The organism is Sphingobacterium humi (assembly GCF_009768885.1).
Lineage (GTDB): Bacteria > Bacteroidota > Bacteroidia > Sphingobacteriales > Sphingobacteriaceae > Sphingobacterium > Sphingobacterium humi.
This window is the reverse complement of sequence record NZ_WSQA01000030.1, coordinates 1-1,481: the sequence shown is the minus strand read 5'-3', so window position 1 is coordinate 1,481 and position 1,481 is coordinate 1. Positions and strand designations below refer to the sequence as shown.

2 protein-coding genes are annotated in these 1,481 nt (G+C 42.1%); both read right to left on the bottom strand.

Annotated features, from left to right (window positions below):
* Window positions 1–71 precede the first annotated feature (71 nt).
* Window positions 72–1,049 (bottom strand): IS3 family transposase, encoded by a 978-nt coding sequence (locus GQF63_RS19535; RefSeq protein WP_246163626.1) that lies wholly within the window; start codon window positions 1,047–1,049, stop codon window positions 72–74.
* On the bottom strand, window positions 1,046–1,423 hold the full coding sequence (locus tag GQF63_RS19530) for a transposase (RefSeq protein WP_160370918.1): 378 nt from the start codon (window positions 1,421–1,423) through the stop codon (window positions 1,046–1,048). Before GQF63_RS19530 ends, GQF63_RS19535 begins: the two co-directional genes overlap by 4 nt.
* Window positions 1,424–1,481: the final 58 nt, after the last annotated feature.

The window sequence follows — 1,481 nt, the reverse complement described above, 5'->3', positions numbered from 1 at the left end:
TGTCTTATACTGAAATAGGTTTACAAAAAGCGAACTGATTACTAAATTAGGTTTACGCCTTATTTTTTATACTAAATAGGGTTGTCTTTGTTTTTGTTTTTGGATTTCATTGTTTTTTTCTGATGGTGGTTTACTTCCGTGGAAGGCTTTGATTTTACCCTAGCATTCTGGTTGCGTCGTTTAGGTGGTTTAGGTTGATTTTCTATTTTCCAACTTTGGTGAACTTCCTGAGGGGACAACATGTTACAGGACATATGGGGTCTGAAGTTGTTATAAATATCTACGGCTTTTACGAGCTGTCTCAGGGCCTCGCTGTAGTCATCGAAAGTATCTTCCATATGGTATTCATGTTTCAATATTCCATTCAACCTTTCGGCTACGGCATTATCGTAAGGGCTTCCAGAAGCAGTCATACTGATAGCTATATCATGCGCTTGGAGGGTGTTTACATAGGCTACACTACAATATTGAATCCCTCTATCAGAATGATGCATGAGCTTCATTTCAGGATATAATCTTGTGGTAATAGCCATTCTTAAGGCTGCTAAGCAAGCTTTTGTAGTGGGGCTGTGTGTTAGTTTATAGCCTACGATCTTTCTAGAGAAAGCATCGGTTATCAGGCAAAGATAAAGCCATCTGTGTTTGATGCGAACATAGGTGATGTCACTCACCCATAGCTGCTCAGGCCGTTCAGGTTGCTTTCTTTGCACTAGATCGGGCCATTTCTTGAATCGGTGATCTGATTGCGTGCTGATCGCATAGCGTTTCTTAGGCTTGATGAGCAGGCGGTTTGTTCTAAGCAGGCGGAAAAAGGCATCTCTGCCTAATCCTCGGATAGCATCGCCCATTTCTCTAGACAGGATATGGCGGAGCTTCAGAGTCCCCATTCGATGGGAATGTTGACGGATCTCACGCACGCGTTCCAACACCAGTTGGTTGCGAACATCAGCCTGCTGTTGTCTGTTGTTTTGTTTATAGTAGGATTGTCTACTCTTGCCAAATAATCTGCAGAGCCTATCCAAAGAAATGGCTCGATAAGTACCCTTCATTTCTTGGACGATTTGGCACCAGGCTTTTTTCCGAAATCTTCCCCATAATGATCCTGCATCTTGCTAATCAGCATTTCAAAGGCTGTAATCTTGAGATTGGCCTCGAAAAGCTCATCCTTCAGTTCCTGCTCGCTCTTACCTGAATGGTCTACACTAGGAGCTTCTGAAGGAATCTCTATGTCCAATTCCCTTTCCCATTTATGGTACCATTTGACAAAGTATCGAACAGTGTCTGCACTAGGAAGGTTATACTTCTGGGCGAGTTGCAAATAACTCTGTTTGCCCTCTAGATACTCTCGGGCAATAAGGATCTTTAGGCTATCACTATGAACAGCTTGTCCTCCTGTTTTACGTTTCTTCTCCGGATTTCTCATAACTATTAAAGTTAATTCTTAATGTCCGCTTTTTGTAAACCATTTTTAGGAATGGACA

Coding starts and splice junctions, on each gene's coding strand:
- GQF63_RS19535 (WP_246163626.1), bottom strand. CDS start 1,049: ATGAAGGGTACTTATCGAGCCATTTCTTTGGATAGGCTCTGCAGATTA.
- GQF63_RS19530 (WP_160370918.1), bottom strand. CDS start 1,423: ATGAGAAATCCGGAGAAGAAACGTAAAACAGGAGGACAAGCTGTTCAT.